The 21,528-nt window shown below is 67.7% G+C and carries 20 protein-coding genes; 15 read left to right on the plus strand and 5 right to left on the minus strand.

The window, feature by feature from the left end; translation table 11 throughout:
- Positions 1-62 precede the first annotated feature (62 nt).
- Positions 63-1,085: a tRNA (adenosine(37)-N6)-threonylcarbamoyltransferase complex transferase subunit TsaD gene (gene tsaD / locus F572_RS0112220; protein WP_017942926.1), complete on the plus strand. Its 1,023-nt coding sequence runs from the start codon at positions 63-65 to the stop codon at positions 1,083-1,085.
- Positions 1,086-1,132: 47 nt separating this feature from the next.
- Here tsaD and plsY read toward each other — a convergent pair whose 3' ends face one another.
- The gene (plsY, locus tag F572_RS0112225) at positions 1,133-1,750 is read right to left on the minus strand and encodes a glycerol-3-phosphate 1-O-acyltransferase PlsY (RefSeq protein ID WP_017942925.1); all 618 of its coding nucleotides are present in this window, start codon (positions 1,748-1,750) and stop codon (positions 1,133-1,135) included.
- A 47-nt stretch (positions 1,751-1,797) separates the two neighbouring features.
- Here plsY and F572_RS0112230 point away from each other — a divergent pair, with 47 nt between their 5' ends.
- The 10 genes from F572_RS0112230 (at position 1,798) to ccoS (ending at position 12,447) form a co-directional block, all read left to right on the plus strand.
- The gene (locus F572_RS0112230; RefSeq protein ID WP_026143148.1) at positions 1,798-2,622 is read left to right on the plus strand and encodes an alpha/beta fold hydrolase; all 825 of its coding nucleotides are present in this window, start codon (positions 1,798-1,800) and stop codon (positions 2,620-2,622) included.
- Positions 2,619-3,491, plus strand: coding sequence for a malonyl-ACP O-methyltransferase BioC (gene bioC / locus F572_RS0112235; protein ID WP_017942923.1), 873 nt, complete (start codon positions 2,619-2,621; stop codon positions 3,489-3,491). The genes F572_RS0112230 and bioC overlap by 4 nt, the downstream gene beginning before the upstream one ends.
- 205 nt (positions 3,492-3,696) lie before the next feature.
- Positions 3,697-5,181, plus strand: a complete 1,485-nt coding sequence (gene ccoN, locus F572_RS0112240; RefSeq protein ID WP_038034345.1) for a cytochrome-c oxidase, cbb3-type subunit I — start codon at positions 3,697-3,699, stop codon at positions 5,179-5,181.
- Positions 5,182-5,200: 19 nt separating this feature from the next.
- Positions 5,201-5,935 (plus strand): cytochrome-c oxidase, cbb3-type subunit II, encoded by a 735-nt coding sequence (gene ccoO / locus F572_RS0112245; RefSeq protein ID WP_017942921.1) that lies wholly within the window; start codon positions 5,201-5,203, stop codon positions 5,933-5,935.
- Positions 5,936-5,953: 18 nt separating this feature from the next.
- On the plus strand, positions 5,954-6,172 hold the full coding sequence (locus F572_RS0112250) for a cbb3-type cytochrome c oxidase subunit 3 (protein WP_017942920.1): 219 nt from the start codon (positions 5,954-5,956) through the stop codon (positions 6,170-6,172).
- A complete protein-coding gene (gene ccoP / locus F572_RS0112255; protein WP_017942919.1) occupies positions 6,169-7,098 on the plus strand; it encodes a cytochrome-c oxidase, cbb3-type subunit III in 930 nt (309 codons plus the stop codon). Before F572_RS0112250 ends, ccoP begins: the two co-directional genes overlap by 4 nt.
- Before the next feature lie 184 nt (positions 7,099-7,282).
- Positions 7,283-8,683 (plus strand): cytochrome c oxidase accessory protein CcoG, encoded by a 1,401-nt coding sequence (ccoG, locus tag F572_RS0112260; protein ID WP_017942918.1) that lies wholly within the window; start codon positions 7,283-7,285, stop codon positions 8,681-8,683.
- A 114-nt stretch (positions 8,684-8,797) separates the two neighbouring features.
- A complete protein-coding gene (locus tag F572_RS0112265; protein ID WP_017942917.1) occupies positions 8,798-9,631 on the plus strand; it encodes a FixH family protein in 834 nt (277 codons plus the stop codon).
- A 17-nt stretch (positions 9,632-9,648) separates the two neighbouring features.
- On the plus strand, positions 9,649-12,195 hold the full coding sequence (locus F572_RS0112270) for a heavy metal translocating P-type ATPase (protein ID WP_018158473.1): 2,547 nt from the start codon (positions 9,649-9,651) through the stop codon (positions 12,193-12,195).
- A gap of 30 nt (positions 12,196-12,225) precedes the next feature.
- Complete coding sequence (gene ccoS, locus F572_RS0112275; protein WP_017942914.1) at positions 12,226-12,447, plus strand: cbb3-type cytochrome oxidase assembly protein CcoS; 222 nt, start codon at positions 12,226-12,228, stop codon at positions 12,445-12,447.
- Between the two features lie 299 nt (positions 12,448-12,746).
- Here the strand turns inward: ccoS and rpoH are convergent, their stop codons facing one another.
- The 4 genes from rpoH to ftsY form a co-directional block, all read right to left on the minus strand.
- The gene (gene rpoH / locus F572_RS0112285; protein ID WP_017942912.1) at positions 12,747-13,613 is read right to left on the minus strand and encodes an RNA polymerase sigma factor RpoH; all 867 of its coding nucleotides are present in this window, start codon (positions 13,611-13,613) and stop codon (positions 12,747-12,749) included.
- Positions 13,614-13,715: 102 nt separating this feature from the next.
- On the minus strand, positions 13,716-14,645 hold the full coding sequence (locus F572_RS0112290; RefSeq protein WP_017942911.1) for an ABC transporter permease: 930 nt from the start codon (positions 14,643-14,645) through the stop codon (positions 13,716-13,718).
- On the minus strand, positions 14,642-15,319 hold the full coding sequence (gene ftsE / locus F572_RS0112295; RefSeq protein ID WP_017942910.1) for a cell division ATP-binding protein FtsE: 678 nt from the start codon (positions 15,317-15,319) through the stop codon (positions 14,642-14,644). Before ftsE ends, F572_RS0112290 begins: the two co-directional genes overlap by 4 nt.
- A gap of 10 nt (positions 15,320-15,329) precedes the next feature.
- Positions 15,330-16,337, minus strand: coding sequence for a signal recognition particle-docking protein FtsY (ftsY, locus tag F572_RS0112300; protein ID WP_017942909.1), 1,008 nt, complete (start codon positions 16,335-16,337; stop codon positions 15,330-15,332).
- Positions 16,338-16,392: 55 nt separating this feature from the next.
- On the opposite strand from ftsY, the gene F572_RS0112305 reads away from it, so the two are divergent.
- The 4 genes from F572_RS0112305 to F572_RS0112320 all read left to right on the plus strand — a co-directional run bounded on the left by F572_RS0112305 (position 16,393) and on the right by F572_RS0112320 (position 21,521).
- The gene (locus F572_RS0112305) at positions 16,393-17,802 is read left to right on the plus strand and encodes a pitrilysin family protein (RefSeq protein WP_026143147.1); all 1,410 of its coding nucleotides are present in this window, start codon (positions 16,393-16,395) and stop codon (positions 17,800-17,802) included.
- A 14-nt stretch (positions 17,803-17,816) separates the two neighbouring features.
- Positions 17,817-19,121, plus strand: coding sequence for a pitrilysin family protein (locus F572_RS0112310; RefSeq protein WP_017942907.1), 1,305 nt, complete (start codon positions 17,817-17,819; stop codon positions 19,119-19,121).
- On the plus strand, positions 19,108-19,719 hold the full coding sequence (gene rsmD / locus F572_RS0112315; protein ID WP_017942906.1) for a 16S rRNA (guanine(966)-N(2))-methyltransferase RsmD: 612 nt from the start codon (positions 19,108-19,110) through the stop codon (positions 19,717-19,719). Before F572_RS0112310 ends, rsmD begins: the two co-directional genes overlap by 14 nt.
- Positions 19,720-19,898: 179 nt before the next feature.
- Positions 19,899-21,521: a BCCT family transporter gene (locus F572_RS0112320; protein WP_017942905.1), complete on the plus strand. Its 1,623-nt coding sequence runs from the start codon at positions 19,899-19,901 to the stop codon at positions 21,519-21,521.
- The last annotated feature ends 7 nt before the right edge of the window (positions 21,522-21,528 follow it).

Consider the following 21,528-nt stretch of genomic DNA (forward strand, 5'->3'; position numbering starts at 1 on the left):
CCAATGGCGCGGCCGTTCAGGGGCTGTTTGGTACGGTCCTCGAAACCGGGCATGCTGCCATCATGAAAGTACTGGGGATCGAGACCTCCTGCGACGAGACGGGCGTGGCCCTGATCGATGCCGAAAAAGGCCTGCTCGCGCACCGGCTGTACAGCCAGACAGACCTGCACGCGGTCTACGGTGGCGTGGTGCCCGAGCTGGCCTCGCGCGACCACATCCGGCGGCTCCTGCCGCTGGTGCGCACGGTACTGGAGGAGGCGGGCGTGGATGGGCGCGACCTGGATGCGGTTGCCTACACCGGCGGGCCCGGGCTGTTGGGGGCGCTGCTGACCGGGGCCTCGGTCGCGCGCTCCCTGGCCTGGGGCTGGGGCATCCCCGCGCTGGCGGTGCACCATCTGGAGGGGCACCTGCTGGCGCCGTTCCTGGAGGACACCGGGCTCGATTTCCCGTTTCTGGTGCTGCAGGTCTCTGGCGGACATACCCAGCTGATCCATGCACGGGCCCTGGGCGACTATGACCTGATCGGCGAGAGCATCGACGACGCCGCCGGCGAGGCCTTCGACAAGACGGCCAAGCTGCTGGGGCTGGGCTATCCGGGCGGTCCGGCGCTGGCACGCCTGGCCGAACGCGGGGCGCCGGGCGCCCTGCGGCTGCCGCGCCCGATGCTGGATCGACCGGGCCTGGACATGAGCTTCTCCGGGCTGAAGACCGCAGTCCTGACCGCGTTGAAGAAGCAGGCCTGGCGCCCGGAGGATGTCGCCCGCGCCTTCGAGGAGGCGGTCACCGACACCCTGGTGGAAAAGACCCGGCGTGGCCTGGAGCAAAGCGGGGCCCCTGGACTGGTGGTGGCGGGTGGAGTAGCCGCCAACACCACGCTGCGCGCCGGGCTGAAGGCCATGGCGCAACGTCAGGGGGTGCCCGTGTACTTCCCGCGTCCGGAGTTCTGTACCGACAACGGGGCGATGATCGCGCTGGCCGGCCTGCGCCGGCTGCAGGCCGGCGCCCTGGGGGATACCGGGGCGCCGGTTGTGGCGGCGCGGGCGCGCTGGCCCCTGGCGGAACTGGGGGCCCCGGTTCCGGCCTGACCGGTCCGGAGCCGGGTTGCCCGGGCGGTCGCCCGAATCGTCGGCGTTCAGTCCCCGGAGCCGGCAGTACGGTCTTTCTTCTGGCCGATCCGCGATTCCTCGCCGCGCATCAGGCGGCGGATGTTGCTGTCGTGGCGGATGAACAGGATCACGCTCATCAGCGCCACCGCGGCACTGATCCAGTGGTCCATGCCCAGGAGCACGGTGTAGACCGGGGCCATGCCGGCGGCCACCAGCGCGGCCAGGGACGAATAGCGCCAGATGGCGGCGACCACCAGCCAGGTGAGCAGGACCAGCCCGCCGGCCAGGGGGCTGATTCCCAGAATCACGCCGAGCGCGGTGGCCACGCCCTTGCCGCCCTGGAAGCGGTAGTAGACCGGGAACACGTGTCCGAGGAAGGCCGCCAGACCGATCAGGCCGATCGCCCAGCCGGGGAACAGGTCCAGCTGCAGGGCGACGAACACGGGCAGCCAGCCCTTGCCGACGTCCCCGATGAGCGTGATGATGGCCGCCTTCTTGCCGCCCGAGCGCAGGACATTCGTGGCGCCGGGGTTCTTCGAGCCGGTGGTACGCGGGTCCGGCAGGCGCAGCAGTTTGCTGACCAGAATGGCCGTGGAAAGCGATCCCAGCAGATACGCGATGATGATGCCGATTGTAATTGCCATGTACGGTCAGCCTGCCTGCGCGGATGGGCGAGTGAATGCGAGCGCACATGATACGCAAGCCGATGGCTGCCGTTCAGGGCGCTGACATGGGGGGCGCGGATTCGCGGGCGCGTGCCCCGACGCTGGTGCTGCTGCATGGCTGGGGCTTCTCTGGCGCGGTCTGGGCGCCGCTGCGGGCCGAATTGCCGGCGGCGACGCGGGTGCTGGCGCCGGATCTGCCCGGGCACGGGGCCGCGGGCGAGGGCGGACGGCTGGCGGATGCCGAGGACGCCGCCGCGGCGCTGATCGCCGCGCTGCCCGCCGATGTCGAGTACCCAGTATGGGCTGGATGGTCCCTGGGCGGGCTGGTCGCGCTCGCGGCCGCACGGCAATGGTCCGGGCCCCAGGGGCTCATGCTGATCGGTGCGACGCCACGCTTTGTCCGTGGCGACGATTGGCCGGCCGCCCTGCCACCGGCCGAGCTGGAGGATTTCCGTGCCGCCCTGGGGGGCGACCGTCGCCGGCTGGGGCGGCGCCTGGCCATGCTCTGTGCCCGCGGCAGTCCCGACGCGGCCTCGCTGGCGCGTGAACTGGTCGCAGAGATGCAGGCGGCTCCGGCCTCGCCGGAAGGCCTTGCGGCCGGTCTTGACCTGTTGCAGGGCGCGGACCTGCGCGCCGCGTGGGCCGGACTGCGGGCGCCGGCGGCGTTCTGGCTGGAGCCGGAGGACGCGCTGGTGCCCGCCGCAGTGGAGGCCGAGTTGCGAACCCTGCGGCCCGACTGCCGGGTGGGGCAGGGTGCGGGCGGCCACGCGGAGTGGTTTGCGCGGCCGGAGCCACTGGCCCTTTTTGTTTCCGAGTTCCTGGATCACTGCAGTGCAGGGGAGTCCGCATGAGCCGACCCGACAGCTTCGATCTCGACAAGGCGCAGGTCCGTGAGGCCTTCGCGCGGGCGGCGGCCACCTACGAGGAACATGCGGTCCTGCAGCGCGAGGTGCAGGAGCGGATGCTGGGGCGGCTGGACTGGATCCGGATGGAGCCGGAACGGGTCGTCGACCTGGGCTGCGGCATCGGCGAGGCTCTGGACCACCTGAGCCGCCGCTACCGCGGGGCACGCCTGACCGGCGTGGACTTTGCCCCGGAGATGGTGGCCCGGGCGCGCCGCCGCGGCCGCTGGCTGCGCCGGCCGCAAGTGGTATGTGGCGATCTCGAGGCCCTGCCGCTGGCGGAGCAGTCCTTCGACCTGGCGGTCTCCAGCTCGGCCCTGCAGTGGTGCAGCGACCTCGACCAGGCGTTTGCCGAGGTCCGACGCATCCTGCGACCCGAGGGGCTGTGGATGTTCACCACCTTCGGTCCGGATACCCTGCGCGAGCTGCGCGCCGCCTTCGCGGCGGTGGATGGCGGTGCCGGGGCGCACGTCAACGCGTTCATGGATATGCACGATATCGGCGATGCCCTGGTCCGGGCCGGTTTCGCGGATCCGGTCATGGACCAGGAGGCCCTGACTCTCACCTACCCGGATCTGACCGGACTGATCCGCGATCTGCGCGGGGTCGGGGTGCGCAATGCCCTGTCGGGCCGGTCGTCGGGCCTGTTCGGGCCGCGCCGCCTGATCGCGGTAGCCGAGGCCTATGCGCGCGAATTTGGCGTGGAGGGACGCCTGCCCGCGACCTGGGAGGTGGTGTACGGCCATGCGTGGGTGCCGGATGCCCCACCCCCGTCGCGGCCAGAGGGACGTGTAATCCCCGTCCAGCCGGTTCGTTGATTTGGATCAACGAATTCGCGCCTTGCGCCCCTCGCGGGCGAGTGAGTCGAGGATGTATTCTTGTGAGGTACAAAAGTTTCGCCGATCGCGCTCAATATCCGAGTGACACAGGCGGTATTGGTTTTTTGTGGGCCCGGAATGGGGTAGAGTTCACGCCCCCGAACCATCGGGACATCCGTGTTCCCCGCAGCAAGGTGGAAAAGTCATGTCACAAGCAGCCACTACGGCGGGTGCCGCACCCGCAGCGTCAGTCGCGACTTCCGAGCAGTACAACTACGCGATTATCAAACGGTTCGCCGTTGCCGCCGTCCTCTGGGGCGTGTTCGGGATGGCCGCGGGCGTCTGGATCGCCTCGCAGCTGGCGTTTCCGTTCCTGAACTTCGATATCGCGCAGATTACCTTCGGGCGCTTCCGCCCGGTCCACACCACGGCCGTGATCTTCGGTTTCGGGGGTAACGCGCTGTTCGCCACCTCGTATTACGTGGTGCAGCGGACCTGTCAGGCGCGGCTGTGGAGCGACTCCATGGCGAGCTTCACCTTCTACGGGTGGAACCTGGCGCTGATCCTGGGCGTGATCACCTACATGATGGGGATTACTCAGGGTCGCGAATACGCCGAGTTCAACTGGCAGATCGACCTGATCATCCTGGTCGTCTGGGTGGCCTACTTCATGGTCTACCTGATGACCCTGCTGCGCCGTAACCAGCCGCACATCTACGTCGCGAACTGGTTCTTTATGGCCTTCATTTTGGCCACCGCGCTGCTGCACATCTTCAACAACATCCAGGTCCCGGTGGGGCTGTTCCACCCGCATTCCTACTCCATCTTCTCCGGGGTGCAGGATGCGATGACCCAGTGGTGGTACGGTCATAACGCGGTGGGCTTCTTCCTGACCGCGGCCTTCCTCGGGATGATGTACTACTTCGTACCGAAGCAGGCCGGCCGTCCGATCTACTCGTACAAGCTGTCCATCATCCACTTCTGGGCGCTGGTCTTCCTGTACATGTGGGTGGGTGCGCACCACCTGCACTGGACCGCCCTGCCGGACTGGGTCTCCACCCTGGCGGCGACCTTCTCCATCCTGCTGCTGCTGCCCTCCTGGGGCGGTATGATCAACGGCATCATGACCCTGTCGGGCGCCTGGGATAAGCTGCGCACCGACCCGATCATGCTGTTCCTGATCACCGCGCTGGCGTTCTACGGCATGTCGACCTTCGAGGGCCCGATGATGTCCCTGAAGAGCGTGAACGCGCTGTCGCACTACACCGACTGGACCGTGGGCCACGTGCACTCCGGCGCCCTCGGCTGGGTGGCGATGATCTCCTTCGGCTCGCTGTATCACCTGATCCCGCGGCTGTGGAACGTCAACCTGTACAGCCTGAAGCTGGTGTATGTGCACTTCTTCCTGGCGACCATCGGGATCGTGCTGTACATCACCGCGATGTGGGTGGCCGGTATCGGTCAGGGCCTGATGCTGCGTGCCTTTGACCAGTACGGGAACCTGGCCTACACCTTCACCGAGTCGGTGGTGTTCCTGCACAAGCCGTACGTGGTGCGCGCCATCGGTGGCGGGTTCTTCCTCGCCGGCATGCTGATCATGGCATTCAATATCGCGATGACCGTTCGCTCGGGCATCAAGGCCGAGGCCCGCGAGGCCCAGGCCGCGTCCGCTGAAGCCCGCACGGCCTGATTAGGGAGAGAATAGATCCATGAAGCATGAAAGCGTTGAAACCAATGCCGGCCTGCTGATCATCCTCACCCTGGCGGTGATCAGCGTCGGAGGCCTGGTCGAGATTGTGCCGCTGTTCTACATCGACGACACGATCGAGGAAGTGGACGGCGTGCGCCCGTACACGCCCCTGGAACAGCGCGGGCGTGACATCTACGTCCGCGAGGGCTGCTACACCTGCCACTCGCAGATGGTGCGTCCGTTCCGTGACGAGATGCTGCGCTACGGCCACTACTCGCTGGCGGCCGAGTCGCAGTACGACCATCCGTTCCAGTGGGGCTCCAAGCGTACCGGTCCGGACCTGGCCCGCGTGGGGGGCAAGTACTCCAACGAATGGCAGGTTCAGCACCTGATCGATCCGCAGTCGCTGGTGCCGGAGTCGATTATGCCGGGCTACCCCTGGCTGGCGACGACCCCGCTCGACTATTCCGACATCGATCGCCGGATGGTCGCGCTGAAGCGTGTGGGTGTGCCGTACTCGCTCACCGACGAGGAATATCAGGCCAACGTCGAGAAGTTCGGTGAAGAACACGCCCGGATGTTCGATATCCGTGACGCCGAGGACAACCTGGTGGCCCAGGCGCAGGCTGAGAACTTCGACGGCAACCCCGGGACGATCACCGAGATGGATGCCCTCGTGGCCTATCTCCAGGTCCTCGGGACGATGGTCGACTTCAGTGAATACGACGACGGGCACTTTGCCGAATTCCGGTAAGGAGGAGCGGGCGCCAGCATGATGGGACTGTGGGAGTGGATCACCGACATGGGCAACAGCAAGATCGTCGCGCTGTTGCTGTTCATGGGCACCTTTATCGGGGTCGTGATCTTCCTGTTTTCCAATCGTCGGCGCGCCCAGAAGTTCGAGACGTATCGCTACATTCCTCTGGACGACGATGATTCACACCGGGAGCCCGTGGCCCGGCGTGACAAAACCAAGAGTGACGAGCAATGAGCACACAGGACAACCGTGAAAAGGACCCGAACCAGGTCGAGACCACTGGGCACGTCTGGGACGGTAACCTTCAGGAATACAACAACCCGCTCCCGCGCTGGTGGCTGTGGGGCTTCTACGCGACGATCGTGTTCGCGGTGGTGTACTGGCTGATCTACCCGGCGTGGCCGATCGGCGACAGCTTCACCAAGGGCTTCAATACCATCACCTTCGAGCAGGGCGGCGAAGAGCGGACGATGCACTGGAATACCCGTGCGTTGCTCGCCAAGGACATGCAGACCGGCACCTACGCGGTGCGTCAGCGTGAAATGCTCGAGCAGGTTGCCGCTCAGGACTATGAAACGATCCTGGCCGACGCCGAGAGCATGAGCTTCGTCAACGCCTACGCCCAGGGCTCTTTCGGCACCTGGTGTGCCGCGTGCCATCAGGTCGGAGGCGCGGGGGTGGTCGGTCAGTACCCGAACCTGCGCAATGACCACTGGAAGTGGGGCGGTACCGTGGAGCAGATTGAGGAAACCCTGCACCAGGGTCGCCTGGGCTACATGCCTGGCTACCGCGACACCCTGAGCGGCGAACAGCTGAACCAGGTCGCTGCCTACGTGCTGTCGCTGAACGACTACAGCGTTGACCAGGACGCCGCCGATGCCGGCGCCCGAATCTTCACTGGCTCGGACGGCGGCTGCTTCCAGTGCCACGGCATGGATGCACAGGGGCTGACCTCGCAGGGGGCGCCCAATCTGACCAATGATCTCTGGGGTCTGATCGACGTGCGCGGCGCAGAAAGCGACAGCGAGCGCCAGCGCCTGGTCGCGAACTTCATTCGGGATGGCGCCCAGCGCGAGATGCCCGGTTTCGCGGATCGTTTGTCGGACGCGGAGATCAAGATGCTTACCGCCTACGTCCACTCCCTCGGCGGGGGTCAGTAGCCTGGCACTGCATCATCTGTCGACCGCCGGGGCTGGCGGTCGACAGAACCGCTTTTCCACAGGGGTGCCCGCCGGGTTTCTTGACGCCCGAGGGCACCCCTGTTTGTTTGGCTTGAAGAGTACCCGCGGGTAGCCCGGCGATGCCGCCGGCGCCCCTCTGCCGGATAGCCTCCGGGAGGTTTCGATGTCCCAGGCCCAGCCGTTGTACGAAGCGCGTATCCCGATCCATCCGCGATCGGTCAAGGGCCGTTTCCGTAACCTCAAGACCGGGATCCTCCTGGTGGCCTACGGTGTGTTCTTCGGACTGCCGTGGCTGCGCTGGGAGCGGGAGTACGGGCCCAACCAGGCTGTGCTCTTCGATATTCCGGGCCGCCAGTTTCACATCTTCGACCTGGTGGTCTATCCCCAGGATATCTTCTGGCTGGCGGGGTTCCTGGTGCTGGCCGCCTTGCTCCTGTTCTTCGTCACCGGTGTGGCGGGGCGTGTGTTTTGTGGCTACTTCTGCTTCCAGACGCTGTGGACCGATGTCTTCATGTGGCTGGAGCGCAAGATCCAGGGCGAGCGGCCCGCGCGGCTGCGCCTGGCCAAGCAGCCGTGGACCGGCGATAAGCTCTTCAAGTACGGGCTGACCCACGCTTCCTGGCTGGTGGTTGCGTTCGCGACCGGGCTGGGTTTCGTCCTCTACTGGGGTAACGCGCCGTCCATCGTGGCCGACTTCTTTACCGGGCAGGCGGTCTACGCCGCCTATGTCACTGCCGGAATCCTCACGGCCACCACCTATACCTTCGCGGGCCTGGCGCGCGAGCAGGTCTGCACCTTCATGTGCCCCTATGCGCGCTTCCAGAGCGTGATGTTCGACCGCGACACGATGATCGTGTCATACGACGAGGCGCGGGGCGAAGGCACGGCTGGCCGGGCGAAAGTCACGGCCGGCCTGAAGACCCGCGAGGAGCGCCAGGCGGCCGGCGTGGGCGACTGCATTGACTGCGGGTACTGCGTCCAGGTCTGTCCGACCGGGATCGATATCCGCGACGGGCTGCAGTTCCAGTGCATCCACTGTGCGCTTTGCATCGATGCCTGCAATACCATCATGGACAAGCAGGGCTGGCCGCGCGGGTTGATTGGCTACACCTCGGAACGCGAGCAGGAGGGGGGGAAGACCCGTGTCCTGAGGGGCAAGACCCTTGGCTACGGGGCCGCGGTCGTCATCGTGATCGTGGCGCTGGCAGCCAGCATCCTCGGCCGCCCCCCGGTCGACGCCAACGTCAACCAGGTGCGTCAGCCCCTGTACGTTCAGATGTCCGATGGGCGGATCCAGAACGGCTACGAGATCCGCCTGAACAACACCGCCGACCGCGAACTGGACTTCGAGATCGGGCTCGCGGGACTCGAGGGCGCCGAGCTCGATCTCGGCCAGGTGGAACGCATCCGCCTGGAGCCCGGGGAGCGACTGACCGTGGTCGCGCGGGTGCGCCACGAGGTACCCGCGGGGGCGCCGTCGCCACAGCCTTTCCGGTTTGTCATCACGGACCGTGAGGGCCATATCGAGCCGCTCGAGGTGACCTCGCAGTTCAGTCATCGCTAGCCGCCCTCCGCCGCGAGCGGCGGACGGGCGAGAAACAGTAATCCGGCTGCCGGAAATCGCGCAGCTCAACGCAAGCGCCTAGCTTGCGACAACGCAGGAAACGAAGAAACCGTCATGAGCAATCTCGTCATTACCCTCGGCATCGGCAGTGCGGCCCTGGCCATCCTGTTCGCCCTGATCTATCGCTTCACGCGGTTGAAGGCCTACAGCACCGCAGCGGTGGTGGTCGCGATCATGCTGTTCCTGTTTATCCCCTATTCGATCCTCACCTGGCAGGGGGCGGATGTATTCGCCATCCATCTTGCGCTGTACATCATCGTGCCCTATGGCCTGGGGATCGTCTTCACCCAGAAAGAGGCCGAGGCCGAGAACGGTGGCAAGGCCAAGATGGGCCGCTTGCACTGGGCGCCGCTGGTGCTCGTCGGGTTCTTCACCATCGTCGCGTCCGTTCAAGCCGTCCTGATCACGCTGGCCCATAACGGGATGCCGCAGCAGTTCATCGGCTCGATCCTGCCCGAACCCGAGAACCGGGCGGAGCAGGTAACCTCGGCCTTCCCGGGCACCGTGGCTGGCATGGAGAGCCGCAAACAGGCGCTCGCCGTCCATCGCGTCTCGGAGCTCCAGGCCCAGCGCGAGAAGGGCTGGCAGGTTCGCCAGGGCTGGGTCGAGCGCCCCACGGAAGGCGAGACCGCCACGCTGCAGGTCGAGGTGCGGGATGCCGACGGCGCACCGATCGACGATGCCAGCATCCGCGGCCTGTTCATGTGGCTTGCCGACGAGCGCCGCGACCAGGGCTTCGAAATGCAGCACATGGGGGATGGCCTCTACCAGGTCGAGGTTGCGCTTCCGGCCCCGGGACGCTGGGATCTGCGTTTCCAGATCCAGCGCGATGGCCAGTTGCTGGAGCAGCAGGCGCGGACCCGCGTGCGTAGCGCCCAGTCCGGCTAGCCCCCTCCTTCTTCGCCGTGGCGCTCGCGTCCGACTCGCAGGCCCCGGCAGCGCCCGAGGGTCCGACCCGCTGCTTCCACTGCGGGCTGGATGTCCCTGCGGGTGCGCATTACCCCGTCACCTTTGAAGGGCGAGAAGAACCCACCTGCTGTCCCGGCTGCCAGGCCGTAGCCGGTGCGATCATCGAGCGCGGCCTGGGGGCCTACTACCATCACCGTGATGCCCCGCCGGCGGAAAGCGGCAGTCCCCTGATACCCGAGGAGCTCCGCGAGCTCGAGTTGTTTGATCACCCCGGCGTGCAGCAGCAGTTCGTCGTGGCCGCAGGTGATGGCGGTGAGCGCCGGGAAGCCGCCCTGATGCTCGAGGGCATCACCTGTGCCGCCTGTGTCTGGCTGAACGAACGCCATGTCCAGGCCCTCCCGGGCGTGGTGAGCTTCCGCGTGAACTATTCCACCCGCCGCGCTCAGGTGGTGTGGGACCCCGAGCGAATCGTCCTGTCGGATATCCTCAAGGCCATCCGCGACATCGGCTATCACGCCCATCCCTACGATCCCGGTACCCGGGAGCAGGCGATCGCACGCGAGCGTGGCCTGGCGCTGCGACGCATCGCCGTGGCCGCCCTGGGGATGATGCAGGTCATGATGCTGGCCGTGGCCCTGTGGCTGGGCGCGGAGGACACCGAACACGAGGACCTCCTCCAGTTCATGCGCTGGGTGGCGGCAGCCCTTACGACCCCGGTCGTGCTGTATTCCGCGATCCCGTTCTACCAGAGCGCCTGGCGCGACCTGCGCCACTGGCAGCTCGGCATGGATGTCCCCGTCAGCCTGGCCATCATCGTCACCTACCTGGCCAGCCTCTACGCCGTGATCCTCGGGACCGGCGAGCACGTTTATTTCGAATCGGTGGTGATGTTCGTCTTCTTCCTGCTCACTAGCCGCTACCTGGAGCTGATCGCACGCCAGCGCGCCAGCCATGCCATCGACCGCCTGGACCGCCTGGTCCCCGCCATCGCCAACCGCGAGGATGCCAACGGTCAGTTAGAAGCCGTCCCGGTCGGCGAGCTGGTGCCGGGCGATCGCGTGCGCGTGCGCCCCGGCGAGGCCATTCCCACGGACGGCGTGGTGTACGCGGGCGAATCCACGGTCAACCGGGCCCTGCTGACCGGCGAGCCCGAGCCCCACCCGGCGCGGGCCGGCGATGCGGTCACCGGCGGCACCGTGAATGTGGACGGGCCCCTGGTGATCGAGGTCCGGCGTGTCGGCGCCGAGACGACCCTGGCGGCGATCCAGCGCCTGCTGGACCGCGCCCAGACCGAGAAGCCGCGTATGGCCCGAATCGCGGAGGCCGGCACTGGCTGGTTCGTAGGCGCCGTCCTGATTCTCACAGCCCTGGCCGGCCTGGTCTGGTATGCCTGGATCGATCCGGCGCGGGCGTTGTGGGTCATGGTTGCGATGCTGGTCGCCACCTGCCCCTGCGCCTTGGCGCTCGCCACGCCGGTCGCGCTGACCGCGACCACCGGCGCCCTGTCCCGTCTCGGCCTGCTGGTGACCCGTGGCAGCGCCCTGGAGACCCTGCCCCGGGTCGACATGGTCTGCCTCGACAAGACCGGTACGTTGACCGTCGGACTGCCGCGCCTGGTCGACCGGACGGACCTTCAGCCCGCGCCCGAGGGCGGCGACTGGCTGGCCTGGGCAGCCGCCCTGGAGGCCCACTCCGAACACCCGCTGGCGCGCGCCCTGGTCGAACCGGCCGGGCCTTCTCCCCTCCGCGCGACCGGGATCCGCAATCGCCCGGGCCAGGGTCTCCAGGGGCATATCGAGGGACATCGCGTCGCCATCGGCGGGGCCTCCATGCTCCCGGCGGGCGGGGACATGACCCCGGAGGCCCCGGCCGGACATCCCCTGGCCACGCCCGTCTGGCTGGTCGTCGATGATCAGCCCGTCGCCTTGTTCTGGCTGGCGGATACCCCGCGTCCGGAGGCGCGCGACGTCATCCAGGACCTGCGCGCGCGGGGACTGCAGGTCGTGCTGCTCACCGGCGACCGGCCCGAGGCGGCGCGGGCGTTCGCGGCTCAAATGGACATCGCCAGCGCCGAGGGTGGCCTGAGCCCCGAGGACAAGCTGGCCTACGTGCGGGCGCGCCAGGCCGAGGGTCACGTGGTCCTGATGGCGGGCGAGGGGATCAACGATGCCCCGGTGCTGGCGGGGGCCGATGTCTCGCTGGCGATGGGTGGCGGCACTCGGCTGGCCCAGACCCAGGCGGATTTGGTCCTGCTCTCGGACCGGCTGGAGCATTTGCCGCGGGCACTGGACCAAGCTCGCCATACCCGGCGCGTGATTCGCCAGAACATTGCCTGGGCGATCGGCTACAACGTGGTCGCCCTGCCGGTGGCGGCCGCCGGCTTGCTGACCCCCTGGCTGGCGGCCCTGGGCATGTCGCTCAGCTCCCTGCTGGTGGTCGGGAACGCGCTGCGGCTGCGGCCCACGCGTGACGACGAGCGCGTGGGCGAACCCGTCGGCGAGGCCGCCACGCACCGGCGGCCGTCGGGGGCGCCGCCGGTTTAAGCCTGCCGCGGGGCGGGGTACACTGAAGTCATGACCATCCTCTACCTCCTGATCCCCCTGGCGATGCTGTTTGCCCTGGTGGTGGGGCTGGTGCTCTTCTGGGCTATCCGTTCGGGGCAGTACGACGATCTTCAGGGGCCGGCCCACCGCATCCTCATGGACGACGACGACCCGCGCATCCCCACCGGCTCGGGCGACGATCGGCCGGAGCAGGATGAAGCCCCGCGCGAGCGGGACAATCCCGAGCGCTGACGTCGGGCGAACTTGCGCCGCGCTGCGGCGCCGCTTACCCTTCGCTCATCTGGTTGGAACATTTCGAGGATTGCGACATGCGCGACTGGTTTACCTTTGACAACTTTCCGCTGACCTTCACGGCCGGCCTGATCATCTGGTCCTGGATCAGCTTCTTTTCGGTGATCCTGTTCGGCTGATCGTAAGTGACAGCGGCCGGGTGGGCGGGGCAGGGCTCCGGCTGCTCCCGGCAACAAAAAGGCCCCGGCTCGTGCCGGGGCCTTTTTCGTTCGGGGTATCCCGCCGGGGGAACCGGACGATCAGTCCTCGAAGGCGGCGCGGATGCGCTTGATCGCGTTGTTCTCGATCTGGCGGATGCGTTCGGCCGAGACGCCGTATTCCGCGGCCAGCTCGTGCAGCGTCGCCTTCTGGTCCGCCATGTAGCGGCGCATCAGGATGGTCCGGGCGCGCTCGTCGAGCTCGCCCAGGGTCTGGCTCAGGCGTTCCTGGTAGTGGCGGTCCCAGTCCTCGTCCTCGGTCACGTGCGCCGGGTCGTCGCTCAGGTCCTCCAGGCTCAGGCGCTCGGACGGGGCCTGATAGCCCTGCTCGTCGTCGGCCTCCGGGCCCGGATCGAAGCTCGCGTCCTGGCTCGACAGGCGACGCTCCATCTCCCAGACGTCCTTCTCCGAGACGCCCAGGTCCTGCGCGACGGCGGAGACCTCGGCGTTCGACAGCCAGCCCAGGCGCTGCTTGGCGCTGCGCAGGTTGAAGAACAGCTTGCGCTGGGCCTTCGTGGTCGCGACCTTCACGATGCGCCAGTTGCGCAGGATGAATTCGTGGATCTCGGCGCGGATCCAGTGCACCGCGAAGGACACCAGGCGCACGCCCTGATTCGGGTCAAAGCGACGCACGGCCTTCATCAGGCCCACGTTGCCCTCCTGGATCAGGTCGCCCAGCGGCAGGCCATAGCCCTGATAGCCACGCGCGACGTGGATCACGAAGCGCAGGTTATGCAGGATCAGCTGGCGCGCGGCGTCCAGGTCCTGGCGCTCGTGCAGCGCCACGGCCAGTTCGCGTTCCTGTTCGACGTCGAGTACCTCGATGCGGCCAACGGCCTGCATGTAGTGATCGAGGTCGCCCACCGGTACGGGCATGTCGACGCGCGGGGTGGTCAGGGCCTGGGTCATGCGTGGTGATACCTCCGGATTCATTACTCTAGGTTAGCAGTCTATTGATAGGAGTGCTAAACCCTGTAAAAGTTCCGGCCGTTTTTGCCAACCCGTGCCTCTTTACGGCGCATCGCGCAGGGCATGGCCGCTGCCCAGGCGGGCCCCCAGCCAGCCGAGGAGGAGCCCGGCCAGCAGCAGGGTCAGGAGGTGGGCGCCCCCGGGTAGCGCCAGCCCGAATTCGAGGTCGAATGCGGCGGCCGCCTGTTCCAGGGGCGCCCGACTGAGCCCGATCCCGATCAGGAGCAGGATGCCGGCGAAGATCCCCCCGCCCAGGCCGGTGATCAGGCCGCCATAAAGCGACGGGCGGCGCAGAAAGCCGTGGGTCGCACCGCTGATCCGCGAGATGGCGATCTCCTCGCGTCGCTCGCGCAGTTCCGAGGCGGTTGCCAGGGCCAGGATCAGCAGTGCGCCCAGGCCCAGCAGCCCGCCGACCACCGCCAGAATGCGCAGCCCCAGCTGATGCAGGCTGTTCAGTTGGCGCACCCATTCATCGTCGCTGACAACGGTTGCTCCGGGCGCACTGGCCGCGAGCGCCTCGCGCAGCGCCGCCACCGTCTCCGGGTCGGCCGTGGCGGGCACTACGTCCACCACGTCCGGCAGCGGGTTGTCGTCCAGCCAGTCCAGCAGGCCCGGGTCACGGAGGCCGTCGCGGTAGGTGGCCAGGGCCTCGTCGGCATCGATCCAGGTCCAGCGCTCTACCCGCGCATCGGTCTCCAGATGGCGTTCGAGATCCGCGACCGCGCCCGCCTCGACCTCGTCGAGGTAGAGGGCGATGCGCGGGTCGTGGTCGACATGCGCGGACAACGCCCGGGCATTGTCCAGCAGGACCCACAGGTAGGCCGGGAGGGCGAGGATGAAGCCCAGCACGGCGATACTGATCAGGCTCAGGACCGGGGCCTGCAGGCGGCGCTGGAGGCTGCGCCGGGCGGCATCCCGGTGGGCCTCCAGCCAGGCCGGGACGACATCCTGCAGGCGGCGCGCCGACTTCATGCCGAAGGCGCCCCGGCCGCCCGCGCCTCAATGCGCCCGTCCTCCAGGTGCAGAATGGGCTTGCCCATCCGCTCGACCAGTCCGAGGTCGTGGCTGGCGATCAGTGCGGTCATGCCGACCCGGTTGAAGTCGTCGAACAGCTGCAGGATCTCGCGCGACAGCGCCGGGTCGAGGTTGCCGGTGGGCTCGTCCGCCAGCAGCAGGACCGGGCGGTGGACGATCGCGCGGGCAATCCCGACGCGCTGCTGCTCGCCCGCGGACAGCGTGCGCGGGTTCACGGTCTCCTTGTGCAGCAGGCCGACCTTGTCCAGCGCGGCGCGTACGCGCTTGCGCATCTCCGGGCGGCGGTAGGCGAGGATCTCCAGGGGCAGGGCGACGTTGTCGAACACCGGGCGGTCGAACAGCAGGCGGTGGTCCTGGAACACCAGGCCAATGCTGCGACGAAAGCCGGGGATGGCGCGGTTGGAGAGCCGATCGAGATCGTGGCCGTTCACGCGGATGCGGCCGCGGGTGGGACGTTCCAGCCCGGCGATCAGGCGCAGCAGGGTGCTCTTGCCGGCCCCCGAGGGACCGGTGATGAAGGCCATCGCTCCGGGGTCCACGCGCAGGCTCACGTTGCTGAGCGCCTCTGCCGCGCTGCCGAACCGCTTGGTGACGCGTTGCAGGTGGATCATTCGGGATGCGTCAGTCGCTGTCGCGGCCGAGCAGGGCGCGCACGAAGGCGCGGGCGTCGAAGGCCTGCAGGTCTTCGGCCTTTTCCCCGACCCCGATGAAGCGCACCGGCACCCCCAGCTGTTCGGCCAGCGCGAACAGCACCCCGCCCTTGGCGGTGCCGTCCAGCTTGGTCACCACGATCCCGGTTAGGCCCAGAGCCTCGTGGAACTGGCGCGCCTGGTTCAGGGCGTTCTGCCCGGTGCCGCCATCCACCACCAGCAGGACCTCGTCCGGGGCCTGCTCGTCCAGCCGGCCCATCACGCGCTTTACCTTGCGCACCTCGTCCATCAGGTTGGTCTGGGTGTGCAGGCGCCCGGCAGTGTCGGCGATCATCACGTCGATCCCGCGCGCCTTTGCCGCCTGCAGGCCGTCGTAGACGACCGACGCGGAATCGGCCCCGGTGCCCTGGGCGATCACCGGGGCGCCGTTGCGCTCGCCCCAGGTCTGCAGCTGTTCCACGGCCGCGGCGCGGAAGGTGTCGCCGGCGGCCAGCAGGACCGAGCGCCCGTCCGCCTGCAGGTGATGGGCCAGCTTGCCGATGGTGGTGGTCTTGCCGGCGCCGTTGATGCCGACCACGAGGATGGAGAACGGGCGCTCGGACTCCGGGATCTCCAGCGGGCGCGAGACCGGTTCGAGGATTTCGGTCATGGCCGCCTCCAGGGCATCCATCAGGGCCTCGGCGTCGCTCAGCTGTCCGCGTTTTACCTCGCGGGTGATACGATCCATGATCCGCTGGGTCGCATCGAGGCCCACGTCCGCGAGGAGCAGGCGTTCCTCCAGCTCCTCGAACAGCTCGTCGTCGATCTTGCGCCGGAACAGCGACCCCAGGTCGCCACCCAGGGCCTGCCCGGTCTTGGACAGGCCCTGGCGCAGGCGCTGGAACCAGCCCCCGCGGGCGGGCTTCTCCGGCTCCTGGCCGGTGGACTCCGGGGCGGGGCCGGCAGGCTCTTCGGACTTCTTCTTGCGGAAACCGAACATGCTCGATGTGGTCAAGTAGAGAGTTCGCCAATGCTAGCACGAGGATTCATGAATCATGCGCGGTAAAAACCTGGTAGCAGTGCTCGTCACGGCGCTTGCGTTCGCCTGGCCCGTTGCGGTCCCGGCGGCGCCGGAGATCGAATCGGACGTGGTCGAGGCGACGCTCGACAATGGCCTGACGGTGCTGGTGCTGGAGGACCGGCGCGCCCCCGTGGTGGCCAACATGGTCTGGTACCGGGTGGGTTCGGCCGACGAGCACAGCGGCGTCACCGGCATCTCGCACATGCTGGAGCACATGATGTTCCGCGGCTCCGAGCAGTACGAGCCCGGCGAATTCTCGCGCATCGTCTCGCGCCTGGGCGGGCGCGAGAACGCCTTTACCGGTCGTGACTACACCGGCTACTTCCAGGTCATCGGCCGTGATCACTGGGAGACGGTGATGGCGATGGAGGCGGAACGCATGCAGCACCTCAGGTTGCAGGAAGACGAGTTCCGCCCGGAGCTGAACGTGGTCAAGGAGGAGCGCCGCCTGCGGGTCGAGGATCAGCCGAACTCCCTGCTGCGCGAGCACGTGATGGCCACGGCCTTCTTCAACCACCCCTATGGCAACCCGGTGATCGGCTGGATGAGCGACATCGAGGCCTACACCCTGGAGGACAACCAGGCGTGGTACGACCGCTACTACCACCCCAATAATGCGGTCGTGGTGGTGGTGGGCGATGTCGATGCCGAGCGGGTGATCGACGCGGCCCGCGAGCACTTCGGCGACATCCCCGCCGGAGAACTAGCAGACGCCAAGCCGCGAGCCGAGACCCCGCAGAAGGGCGAGCGCCGCATTACCGTGGAGGCGCCGGCGGAACTGCCCTACCTGATGATGGGCTGGAAGGCGCCGGTGCTGAACAGCGTGGCCGATCCGGTGGATGCCTATGCCCTGATGGTGGCCGCCGGGATTCTCGATTCCGGCGAGGCCTCGCGCTTCGCCCGAGAGATCGTGCGCGGCGAGGAGCTGGCCGGCGCGACGTCGGCTCGCTACAGCCCGTTCAGCCGCCTGGACGACCTGTTCCTGATCGCGGCCGTGCCCACGGCGGATACCGACGTGGGCACGCTGGAGGCAGCGCTGCTGGAGCAGGTGGAGCGCCTGAAGGACGAGCCGGTCAGCGACCGCGAGCTGGAGCGGGTGCAGGCACGGGTGATCGCCTCCGAGGTGTACCAGCGCGATTCGGTGCGCTCGCAGGCCTTCCAGCTGGGCATGCTGCAGACCATCGGGGTCGGCTGGCAGGAAGGCGAGCGTTTCGTAGAGCGCGTGCGGGCGGTCACCGCCGAGGACGTGCAGCGCGTGGTCCGCGAATACCTGGTGCCGCAGCGGCGCACGGTCGGCATCCTCGATCCCCAGCCCCTGGATAGCGAAGCCCCGCCCGATCCGGGCGCGGTTCAACCCTATGGCGACACCGCGGGGGGCGTGTGATGACGGGAGGCAAAATGATGCGTGCGGGATGGTTGACGGCCCTGGTGTGGCTGCTGGCGCTGGCGCTGCCGGCCCAGGCGGTCGAGATCGAGGAATGGGAGACCGACGAGGGCCTGCGGGTGCTGTACGTGGCGGCGCCGGACCTGCCGATGTTCGATCTGCGTCTCACGTTTGATGGCGGTGCCTCGCGCGACGGCGACCAGGGTGGCCTGGCCTCGCTGACCAGCAGCGCCCTGCGCCACGGCACGGCGGAGATGGATTCGGACCAACTCGCCGAGCGCTTCGAGTCGGTGGGGGCCCAGTTCAGCACCAACTCGTTGCGCGACATGGCGATCGTGAGCCTGCGCAGCCTGACCGAACCGGACTGGATGGACGCGGCGCTGGAGACCCTGACCACGGTCCTGGGAGCGCCCGCCTTCCCGGAGGCCGACTTCGACCGGGCCCGGCGCCAGGCCCTGCAGGGCCTGCAGCGCGAGCGCCAGGACCCGGGCAGCGTCGCCACCCGGCGCTTCTACGAGCTGATGTATGGCGATCACCCCTACGGCAACTGGCCAGGGGGCGAGCGGGAGACCCTGGAGGCCCTGGAACCCGCGAATGCCCGTGCGTTCTACGAGCGCTTCTACACCACCGGCAACGGTGCCCTGGCGATCACGGGCGGGCTGAGCCGCGAGGAGGCCGAGGCGGTTGCCGCGCGCATCTCCGCGGCCCTGCCACAGGGTCCGGCGGCGGAGCCGCTGCCCGCGGTCGAGCTGCCCGGGGAGCTGGTGGAGGAGCGCGTCGACTTTCCCTCCGAGCAGGCGCATATCCATATGGGGGCCCCGACCCTGCGGCGCGGCGACGCGGATCATTACGCCCTGACGCTTGCCAATCACGCCTTCGGGGGCGGCGGCTTTACCTCGCGGCTGTTCCAGGAGATCCGCAGTGCGCGCGGCCTGGCCTATTCGGTGAGCAGCCGCCTGCAGCCGATGGCGGTCGAGGGTCCGTTCCGGATCGGGATGCAGACCGCGGTGGATCAGGCGGACGACGCGGTCGCCGCGCTGCGCGAGGAGCTGGCGCGCTGGCACGCCGAGGGGATCGATGCCGACGAGCTCGAGGCCTCGCGCGAGAACGTGGTCAACAGCTTCCCGCTGTCGCTGGCCTCGAACAGCGATATCGTCGGGCTGCTGAGCATGATCGCCTTCTACGATCTGTCGCTGGACTATCTGGAACGCTATATCGAGCGCATGGAGGCGGTGGAGCTGGATGACCTGAATGCCCGGCTGCGCGAGCGCATCAACCCGGATGCGATGGTCACGGTGATCGTGGGTGGGCAGGAGTAGGCGCGCCCCCGCCGGGCGTCCGGCGCGCATCCGCATCATCGGCGGGGCCTGGCGGCGGCGCTGGCTGCCGGTCCCCGCGGTGGGCGGGCTGCGACCGACCGCGGATGCCCTGCGCGAGACGCTGTTCAACTGGTTGCAACCCCGCTTGCCGGGGGCGCGGGTGCTGGACCTGTTCGCCGGCACCGGGGCCCTGGGGCTGGAGGCGGCCTCGCGCGGGGCCGGCGCGGTGCTGCTGGTCGAGCGCGATGCGCGCGCCGCGGCGCAGCTCCAGGCCAACTGCGAGACCCTGGGCGCCGGGCAGGTCAGCGTGCGCCGGGATGACGCTCGACGCTTTCTGGCCGGCCCGCCTCCCGAGGACCTTGCCTACGATCTCGTGCTGGTGGATCCACCGTTCGGGCAGGGGTATGTGCCGCCAGTGCTGGAGGCCCTTCTCGCGCAGGGATGGCTGCACGCCGACAGTCGAGTCTATGTGGAGATCGAGTCCGAGGCGGATCTCGCCTTCCTCGCGGCGGGGGGGTGGCAGATCGAGCGCGAGCGCCAGGGCGGGCAGGCTCGGGCGTTGTTGTTGCACCGCGGGCCAGAGGCCACCGGGGCGTGAATTCGCCTCGGCCATGAACCGTGTCTCGCTTTTGCAGTCAGATTGGTCTTTCGTTACGGTGGTTTTGTCCCACCTGTCGCGGCAACGCCTATCGGGCGTGATCCCGTGCGGCCTCCGGAGCCCTTCCGGAGACGTGCCGCCCGGGCTGCGCTCGCCACAAGAACACAAGGGGAAACCGAATGGATGAGCAGTCCACCCCCGGTCTGACGCAAACCCGCCTCGGCGGCTTTGGCGTGATCTGCAGCCCGGTCTTCTATACCGCCAGCCTCGTAATTGCCGCTTTCGTGCTGTTCGGGGCGATCTTCCCGGAGCGCGCGGAGACGATCTTCAATCAGTTGCAAAGCGGCATCGGGGAGTATCTCGGCTGGTATTACATGCTGGTCGTGACGGTGTTCCTGGTCTTTTCCCTGTACCTGATGTTCAGCCGCTACGGCGGCGTGCGCCTGGGCGATCAGTTCGAGACCCCGCGTTTCAGCTACGCGGCGTGGTTTGCGATGCTGTTCTCCGCGGGCATGGGCATCGGGCTGCTGTTCTGGAGCATTGCCGAGCCGATGTTCCACTACCTGAGCCCGCCGCATGCGGAGGGAGAAAGTGTCGAAGCGGCCACCGAGGCCATGCGCTACACGTTCTTCCACTGGGGCCTGCATGCCTGGGCGATCTATATCGTCGTCGGCCTGTCGCTGGCCTACTACGCCTATCGTCACAACCTGCCGCTGCTGATCCGCTCGTCGCTGTACCCGTTCATCGGTGACCGGATCTACGGCCCGTGGGGGCATCTGGTCGACGTGGTGGCGCTGTTCGGCACCATGTTCGGCGTGGCGACCTCGCTGGGCCTCGGCGTCATGCAGATCAACTCGGGCCTGAACTTCGTGTTCGGGATCGAGGAATCCACCGCCATGCAGATCATCCTGGTGGCGATCATCACCATGATCGCCGTGGTCTCGGTCGCCCTCGGCGTCGACAAGGGCATCAAGCGCCTGTCGAACTTCAATATCGGACTGGCCGCGATCCTGATCGCCCTGATGCTGGTGATGGGTCCGACCCTGTTCATCCTGCGCATCCTGGTGGAAAGCACCGGCGTCTACGTGCAGTTCCTGCCCGAGATGAGCCTGTGGGCCGACACCATCGAGGATTCCGGCTGGGCGACCTCCTGGACCATCTTCTACTGGGGCTGGTGGATCTCCTGGGCCCCGTACGTCGGCATGTTCATCGCGCGCGTCTCGCGCGGGCGGACCATTCGCGAGTTCGTCGCCGGGGTGCTGCTGGCCCCGACCGCCGCGGCCTTCGTCTGGCTGGCCGTGTTCGGCGGTACCGCGATGAGCTACGAGCTCGACGGCGTGGCGGACCTGTCCAGCGCGGTGTCGGAGAACGTGTCCACCGCGCTGTTCGTGACCCTTCAGGCCCTGCCGCTCTTTGACTGGCTGTCCGTGGTGGTAATGGCGGCAGCGACAGTGCTGATCGTCACCTTCTTCGTGACCTCCTCGGACTCCGGCTCGCTGGTGATCGACACCCTGGCCTCCGGTGACGTGCGCAACCCGACCGTCACCCAGCGCGTGTACTGGGCCATCATCGAGGGGGTGGTCGCCTCCATTCTGCTGCTGGCGGGCGGTCTTGCCGCGCTTCAGGCGGCCGCGATCAGTGTCGGGCTGCCCTTCTCGGTCATCATGCTGATCATGGTGTTCGGCCTGTGGCGAAGCCTGCACCAGACCGAGGCGGTCACGCCGAGCAAGTACCAGAAAGAGGCCCCGCCGCCGCATACCCTGTTCGGGTATACGGACGATCTGGATGACAAGATCAAGTAGGGGGTAA

This window comes from Thioalkalivibrio sp. ALE14 (genome assembly GCF_000376845.1).
GTDB lineage: Bacteria > Pseudomonadota > Gammaproteobacteria > Ectothiorhodospirales > Ectothiorhodospiraceae > Thioalkalivibrio.